Below are 7381 nucleotides of genomic sequence, written 5' to 3'. Positions count from 1 at the left end.
GAGGGATTTAGGGTGAGGGCAAAAACTACGGTTCTCAACATAGATGAGGTTTATTTATATTTTTAGTGAGATATTTTTGCAGTATACATAAGTATGTTGTAAGGAAGTTTAAGCCAAAATTAAGGGCCTTACAAAATTAAAAGATGATTCAGCAATGCCCTTAATTTAATTTATTAAGCCTCGACAATCCAAAGTTTAGCTACACAATTATGGTTGAGATTAGATCAGTAAATAAGGCAAAAGGTATGAAATTAGATGGGGCTTTGACTACTGAACAAATCACTAATTAAGTAAAGGCAAAAATTTGCGAATTAATCCAATTGTCACTGCTGGCAATTCTAACTGCGGTGTTAACCCCACATCTTCCAACTGTTGAAAAAATCGGATCGCTTGGGGATTAATTTCGGCAAGGCGGCGACCAATTGAGGGGCGTGTAAATTCCGATCTTTGTCCCCAAATAATGGCGGTGGGAGTGATTAACTGTTGAATGTAAAGGGATAAATCAAAGCATAAATCGCCACGGACAAAGGACAGTGCTGCATACTCAGCATTAGGCTGTTGGGCGGATTGTAAATAAGCATCTACAATTTCTTGGTACACTCGATTAGACTGAGCAAATTGCCGTTGCTCTAAGAAGCTGCGAATACCCCCACTGGTGGCTATTCCAGTGCTGTAAAGTAAACGGTCAACAAGGGGAACGCTGACTAACTGGGCAAAAAAACTATTGGAGTAGTCTTCGCCAAAGTCGGAAAGTCCTGAGGGGGTAGTGAGAATTAAAGACTTGAATAAATCCGGATGAACTGCTGCTACTCGAATTGTAAATCCTGCGGTCAAAGAAGAAGCGATCGCTGTTACTGGGCCAGTACAAGTCTGCTCGAAAAACTCCCGAATTGTGGTCAAATAATCCTCAATATTATAACTCCGTGCCGGATGCTCAGACCTACCCCAACCGATTAAATCTGGCGCAATGATCCGATATTCAGTGGCAAAAGCCGGATAAACTTTCGACCACTCATAAGCAGAAGATCCACCACCAAAGCCGTGCAGGAACACCAAAGTTTCCCGATCATCTTTGGCAGTTACATTGTCCTGCCAAGGTGACCCAGCGGCAGTATAATATACCATTCTACCTAGTGAGGTATTTATGGAGCGTTGTTCAAATCCTAGTGGTTGAAACATAAGTATTTTTTGTTTAATGTAGTGATTATTGGCATAAGTAACATATATAATATCTGTAGGTTGGGTTAAGGAACGAAACCCAACATTAACAAGAAGTAAATGTTGGGTTTCACTGGCGTTCAACCCAACCTACATTGATAGATTTTATTATAAGTAATCACCCGAACTTGATATTACAACCTATTCAGGGCTAACAGTCTTAATGGGAGCGCCTAAAAGCGGATTTTTAGAAGCTACTTTCTTGCGTCCGCTTAAGGACTTCTAGTTAAAAAAACATCCCATCTCCGGGGCGCAAGACCAAGATCCCCTACAAATGTACAAATAATTTTGGATAATTTATTTTTTGTCAGTCCCTTAACTCGGTTAACGCTGTCACTAGTTCGCAACGGCTAGTGCTTTTTGCCGACGATCGCGATCGCCAACTCTTCGATCAAACTCCACTACCAAGCGCTAATCTTGCCAAGTCAGACTCGGTAATTTCCCCCAATACCTGATTATCCATAACTGTGAATAACATTTGTAGCGTTACCTTCTGTGCTTTTGATGGTCAATTCACCCTTGATAACTTTCGTTTTTGTCTTTAAATTAGTAAAATTCACGCATTCAAAATTTAAAAAGCCTTTACGCCCTTGCTCTAAGGCATTTAAAATGTTATCTTGATTTCCGCCGTCCTGTACTAGTCTACTATCCGTCCATGAAAACCGGGCATCTTGTGGTTTGGGGCTTCACCCTTTCTTCATCCTTAGTAAAACTTATACAATAGGTAATTTTGTAATCAAGTAGGTAAACACTGTGGCACAGGCTTCGTCTTCTTGGCAGCAATTGATCAACCAGATCCCCATCTGGAACTGGTCGCTGACAAAGTTCAAGACAAAAGGAGCTAGAAAGCAGCAAACATTTAAGCGCTTCTCTGGGCCTGGGGGCTTTCTTGGGTTTCTGACAATCGTCGTTGCGATGTTGTTATGGAACTGGAAACTGCTATTGGCTCTCTTAATCGGCGTTGGGGTAATGGTATTGGTTTACTCAATGCAGAATTGGGACTGGCAATTGCACTGGTCTAAGATCCGTAAGTTCTTAAACAGTTCAAATCGTCGGTTAGCCTTAGCAGTCGTCAGTGGTGGTCTTGCTACTGTCAGCACTTACATGGCAGCTGCAATTTGGGTTGACTCTCACAGTCCCTGGATTGCCGCTGGTGCTATTGTACAAGGCGTGGGAACCCTGTTAACTTTAATTTTATTGGTATGGCAAATTGTCAACTTCTATGAAAATCGAGAAGAAGACCACCTTGATCAGTTGTTGGTGAATTTAACAGAAAAAGATCCATTGAAGCGGTTGATTGCCCTACGTCAACTAACTAAAATCATCAGCCGTAAGCGAGTTGATCCTTCAGTGCAGCAAGATGTTGTCGAATGCTTGCAACTCCTACTCAGTCGAGAGGAGGAAGTTGTGATCCGAGAGGCAGCTTTTAAGAGTTTACAAGCCTGCGATGACCTCCGGTCGGTCGGAGACCATCGCCTACAAGTCCTAGCACCCAAAACAGCAACAACTTTCGTACCCGTATCAGCAAAAGTCAAGCACCACGTTTATTAGTTATTTGCCCAATTTCCCATACCCAATGCTTATTTTCGAGACAGCCGTCCATTGCGAACTTGCACTATCCGATGATTGCATCGCCGCACCAACTGTTCATCGTGGGTGGTAACAATTACTGTAGCCCCAAAGGAATTTAACTTCTGAAGAATCTGGATCACTTGCCAAGAATTATCTGGATCGAGATTTCCAGTAGGCTCATCCGCCAACAGCAGCGGTGGTGTACCAACGATCGCACGGGCAATACTCACCCGCTGTTGCTCTCCCCCAGACAGTTGATCTGGAAAGCAGTCAGCTTTACTCAGTAAACCCACCAGCTTCAAGGTTGGTTCTAGGCGTCGTTGAATTTCTTTACGGGTATACCCTTGAGCTTGCAGCACAAAAGTTACATTTTCCGCTACTGTTCGTTGGCTAATCAATTTGTAGTCTTGAAACACAATGCCAATCCGTCGCCGCAATAATGACAAGCGATCGCCCCGTAAACCTGCTACATTACATTCGTCAACAATTACTTCTCCCTGTGTGGGTAACTCCTGGCCATACAGCAGTTTCAAGAGCGTTGATTTACCTGAACCACTTGGCCCGGTGATAAACAGAAATTCTCCCTTTTTTACCTCAAGGTTCGCATTCAACAAGGCGTGAGTGCCGTTAGTATAAGTTTTGGTTACAGATTGCAATTGCCACCTTTGCAGTAGTATTACTACCGTGCTGTTGAGTTTCACTGTCCTTTCTATGAAAAGATTTGTCTTTCTTAACTTGAGTTGTTAATACTGGCATTGTTAAATTTTCCTCATACCCACAACCAAATAGTTTGCCGGCTTAGATGTGACATTCCTCTCAAAATAAGGATTCCCAGGTTTCGCCTGGGAATTTAAAATTCAACAAAGAAAATTTAAAATTTTTTAAAGACTTTAATACTAACTAAGTAATAACACTCAGTACAGATGCGATTAATCGCGTCTCTCCCCTCTTAACTAATTGCACCCCTTGCTGTCAAACGATAAACAAACGCTTTCACAGCAAACGCTGGCAAAGCCAACATCCGCCGCCAGCGCCAAGGTTCTTGATAAAGCCGATACAACCATTCCAAATTATTATTTCCTAACCAGGCAGGAGCACGAGTTTTAGTTCCCGACCAAATATCAAAACTGCCACCGACGCCAATCCAAATTGCTTGAGGACACAAATGGCGGTTTTCGGCAATCCATAACTCTTGACGTGGCACTCCCAAACCGACAAAAATCACTTGTGGCTGCAATTGAGCAAGAGTTTGTTGCAATTGTGCTTCTTCTTCTGAGGAATGGTAGCCTGAGTAAGTGCCTACTATACGCAAATCTGGAATTTGCTGCTGCCAAAAATCTGCCGCAATTGAGGCCACTCCAGGCGCTGCTCCATAGAAAAATACCTTTGCCCCTGTCTTCTGTTGCCCAAGTTCTTGCAAAAGTTTTTCTGCTAGTTCAATCCCTGGAAAACGCTGCACTTTTTGCCATAACAGCCACCGCAAATACAGAACAACCCCGGCTCCATCTGGAATCACTAATTCAGCATTTTTAATCACCTGAGCTAAGAAATGATTTCGCTCTGCCTGCATAATCATTTCTGCATTGAGCGTTACTATATGAGTTCCTCTGCCTGCGTGCAGGCATTCTAACAACCAGCCTAGATAGTTAGCCATCACATGAACTGGTATTCCCAACACTGAAAATGCTTGATTGCCGTTAGACATAGCCTATTCTTGAGTAATTCTCACACCAGATTTCCTTGAATGTTAAGTTTATCAAATTTTTTATATTAGAACTTAGGCAGGAGAGATTCCCCCTTGCCCTGCAACAATAGAAAGCATAATTAAACTAATTAGTCTTGGGCGCTTGTAGTTGGGCTGAACCAGTCCAAATTTTCTTGTTAAGGTGTAATATTCACTCAGTATAAAACGCTCAACTCTCAACTCTGGTTCTGGGAACAGAAGCCCCCACTATACTGCTAGCAGTTAGTGTGGGAGTATGTCACGAAACTCGACTTTATGGTTAAGGTAGTGTAACGGGCTGAAGTTGGCTATGAGTAAAATTCGTATCGCTCTGATTGAAGATCATGATCTAACTCGTGTAGGTATTCGGACAGCATTACTGCAAAAGGATGAAATTGAAGTTGTAGGTGAAGCTGCCAATGCTGCTGAGGGACTAAAAATGTTAAAAATGGTACAACCAGATATTGCCATTGTAGATATTGGTTTACCAGATAAGGATGGCATTGAGCTGACACGGGAGGTAAAATCTACTGCTAATGGGCAGCAGCTAGTCACAAAGGTGTTAATTTTGACGCTGCGGGATAACAAAGAAGCTGTGTTGGCAGCTTTTGCTGCTGGTGCAGACTCTTATTGTATGAAAGATATCAAATTCGATAATTTGCTGGAAGCAATACGAGTAACTTACAATGGCAACGCCTGGATCGATCCAGCGATCGCTCGGATTGTATTACAACAAGCGCAACAAAATCCTCAAAAGTTGGAATCGGCTTTTGTAGATATCAAAACTATTGCCTCTAACCCTGATGATGTCGAGAATCTGGAAGGAATTCAACCTTACAGCCTGACAGAAAGGGAATTAGAAGTGTTACAGTTGATAGTCGAAGGTTGTAGTAATGCTGTAATTGCGGAAAGACTTTACATCACTGTTGGGACTGTTAAAACTCACGTTCGCAATATTTTGAATAAGCTATGTGCCGATGACCGTACCCAAGCAGCAGTCCGCGCCTTGCGTTCTGGGTTAGTTGGATAAAGTTAATTTTGGTGTGGAACAATTGAGGATGATCAAGGGAAACTCACAACTTTGAGAAAGTTATTTCAAAGTGAATGGCTTCTCTGATTTTCTATTATTTATCAGGTGGGATAAACATCACACTATCTCGCTATTCAAATATGTGAAAACTAAAGTCAAATATGGCTGAGATCGGGTTGGAGAAACTTAAACTCATGGTGGTAGATGATGAGCCAGATAACTTAGATTTACTCTACCGCACTTTTAGGCGAGATTATCAAGTATATAAAGCCAATCATGCCTTTGGTGCTTTGGAAATCTTGGATCAATTTGGCGAAATGGCGGTGATTATTTCTGACCAAAGAATGCCAGAAATGAGTGGTACGGAATTTTTTAGTCGCACTGTAGAGCACTTTCCGGACACGATTCGGATTTTATTAACTGGTTTTACTGATGTCGAAGATTTGGTGGATGCGATTAACTCTGGTCAAGTCTTCAAGTACATTACCAAACCCTGGAATCCAGATAAACTCAGGGCATTAGTTGAGCAAGCCGCTGATACATATCGCCTAGTTAAGAAGCGCACGCAAGAGTTGCGTCGGTCCCTACGGCGAGAATCTTTGTTTAATGCGGTAACAACAGCAATTCGGGAATCTTTAGACTACGACAGTATGCTGCAAAAGATTGTAGCAACTATTGGACAAAGATTTGAAGCTACCAGTTGCTTGCTCAGACCAGTAGAGGGCGATCGCCTGACACAAGACCAGTTCTTATACCGCGATCCTCAATCCCGTGTATCAGATTTCTTCTTCGATTCGAGTGTTTTAATTGAAAAAGTGCTGGAAACCCGTCATTATCAACTTGCTCAAGAAATATACGACGGCAACCCTTGTCACCACCTGGTTGTACCACTTAGCTACCAGCAGCATTTGTTGGCTGTGCTAGCCCTCCACCAATGGGGAAGCGATCGCCCCTGGCAAGACGAAGACATCCAACTGATTGCAGGTGTTGCCGAACAAGCAGCCTTAGCCCTCTCTCAAGCAAAACTCTACCAACGTCTCCAAGAAAAGCAACAGCAGATTCATAATGAGTTGGAAGTAGCTCGCCAAATTCAATACAACTTGCTACGCCAAAGTTTACCTGACATCAAAGGTGTAAAGGTGCAAGCCTGCTGTTACCCAGCGCGAGAAGTAGGAGGCGATTTTTTTGAAGTTTTTGTTCATCCCAAAGGTGATTTGTGGTTAGCAGTGGGTGATGTCTCTGGCAAGGGCGTCCCAGCTGCTTTATTTATGGCTAGTATTATTTCAGTTTTGCGCCGGGAATTATCTCAAGAAGCACCAGCCGAGCCGAATGTGGTCATGCAAAACCTCAACCACGCTCTCAGTGAAGATTTAGTTAGCAACAATTATTTCATCACTCTTGTGTTAGCATGTTATACCCCTACCACTAAGGAACTCGTCTACACTAATGCTGGTCATATATATCCACTGTTATGGTCACGCCAAGGCGTTTTAGCCGACAATCCCAATTACCTCAAAGTCCGTAGCGTTCCTTTAGGGATCTTACCCAAGTGGCAGGCACAGTCTGGTCGCTTGGTTCTAGCTGCTGGAGACACATTGTTACTAGCCAGCGATGGAATTACAGAAGCAATGGTATCAACTAATTGTGATCCATCAGTAGAAACTGGGTCTAGCGTTGAGTCAGTTAATCGTTCTATGCTGAATCAAGATGGTCTTTGGCAACTGTTACAACAAGAGCAACAACCACTTTCTCTTAACCATTTACTAGCTCGCATCCAGGCAGATAACCACATTCAAGAAGACGATCAAACTATACTTTCGCTGGAGATTTTGTAAGTA

At 42.8% G+C, this 7381-nt stretch carries 5 protein-coding genes and 2 pseudogenes; 4 read left to right on the top strand and 3 right to left on the bottom strand.

Annotation, left to right across the window (positions count from 1 at the left end; genetic code table 11):
• Nucleotides 1–282: 282 nt before the first annotated feature.
• Nucleotides 283–1179 (bottom strand): alpha/beta hydrolase, encoded by an 897-nt coding sequence (locus Q0541_RS21475; protein ID WP_298914958.1) that lies wholly within the window; start codon nt 1177–1179, stop codon nt 283–285.
• Between the two features lie 362 nt (nt 1180–1541).
• Between Q0541_RS21475 and Q0541_RS21470 the strand changes: the two are divergent.
• Both Q0541_RS21470 and Q0541_RS21465 read left to right on the top strand, forming a co-directional pair.
• Nucleotides 1542–1763: pseudogene (locus tag Q0541_RS21470) on the top strand (hypothetical protein); the annotation flags it as partial.
• A gap of 208 nt (nt 1764–1971) precedes the next feature.
• On the top strand, nt 1972–2769 hold the full coding sequence (locus Q0541_RS21465; RefSeq protein WP_298914955.1) for an armadillo-type fold-containing protein: 798 nt from the start codon (nt 1972–1974) through the stop codon (nt 2767–2769).
• 29 nt (nt 2770–2798) lie between these two features.
• Here the strand turns inward: Q0541_RS21465 and ftsE are convergent.
• Nucleotides 2799–3546, bottom strand: a pseudogene (gene ftsE / locus Q0541_RS21460) (cell division ATP-binding protein FtsE).
• 193 nt (nt 3547–3739) lie between these two features.
• A complete protein-coding gene (locus tag Q0541_RS21455; protein ID WP_298914949.1) occupies nt 3740–4495 on the bottom strand; it encodes a WecB/TagA/CpsF family glycosyltransferase in 756 nt (251 codons plus the stop codon).
• 328 nt (nt 4496–4823) lie between these two features.
• On the opposite strand from Q0541_RS21455, the gene Q0541_RS21450 reads away from it, so the two are divergent.
• On the top strand, nt 4824–5543 hold the full coding sequence (locus Q0541_RS21450) for a response regulator transcription factor (RefSeq protein WP_298914944.1): 720 nt from the start codon (nt 4824–4826) through the stop codon (nt 5541–5543).
• Between the two features lie 161 nt (nt 5544–5704).
• On the top strand, nt 5705–7378 hold the full coding sequence (locus Q0541_RS21445; protein WP_298914941.1) for a SpoIIE family protein phosphatase: 1674 nt from the start codon (nt 5705–5707) through the stop codon (nt 7376–7378).
• The last annotated feature ends 3 nt before the right edge of the window (nt 7379–7381 follow it).

The sequence above is a fragment of the uncultured Nostoc sp. genome (genome assembly GCF_937863485.1).
Classification (GTDB): Bacteria; Cyanobacteriota; Cyanobacteriia; order Cyanobacteriales; family Nostocaceae; genus Nostoc.
This window is presented reverse-complemented; position numbering and strand designations above follow the sequence as displayed.

Excerpts from the sequence above, each read along its gene's own strand:
- Q0541_RS21450 (WP_298914944.1), top strand. The coding sequence starts at position 4,824 with ATGAGTAAAATTCGTATCGCTCTGATTGAAGATCATGATCTAACTCGT.
- Q0541_RS21445 (WP_298914941.1), top strand. The coding sequence starts at position 5,705 with ATGGCTGAGATCGGGTTGGAGAAACTTAAACTCATGGTGGTAGATGAT.
- Q0541_RS21475 (WP_298914958.1), bottom strand. The coding sequence starts at position 1,179 with ATGTTTCAACCACTAGGATTTGAACAACGCTCCATAAATACCTCACTA.
- Q0541_RS21455 (WP_298914949.1), bottom strand. The coding sequence starts at position 4,495 with ATGTCTAACGGCAATCAAGCATTTTCAGTGTTGGGAATACCAGTTCAT.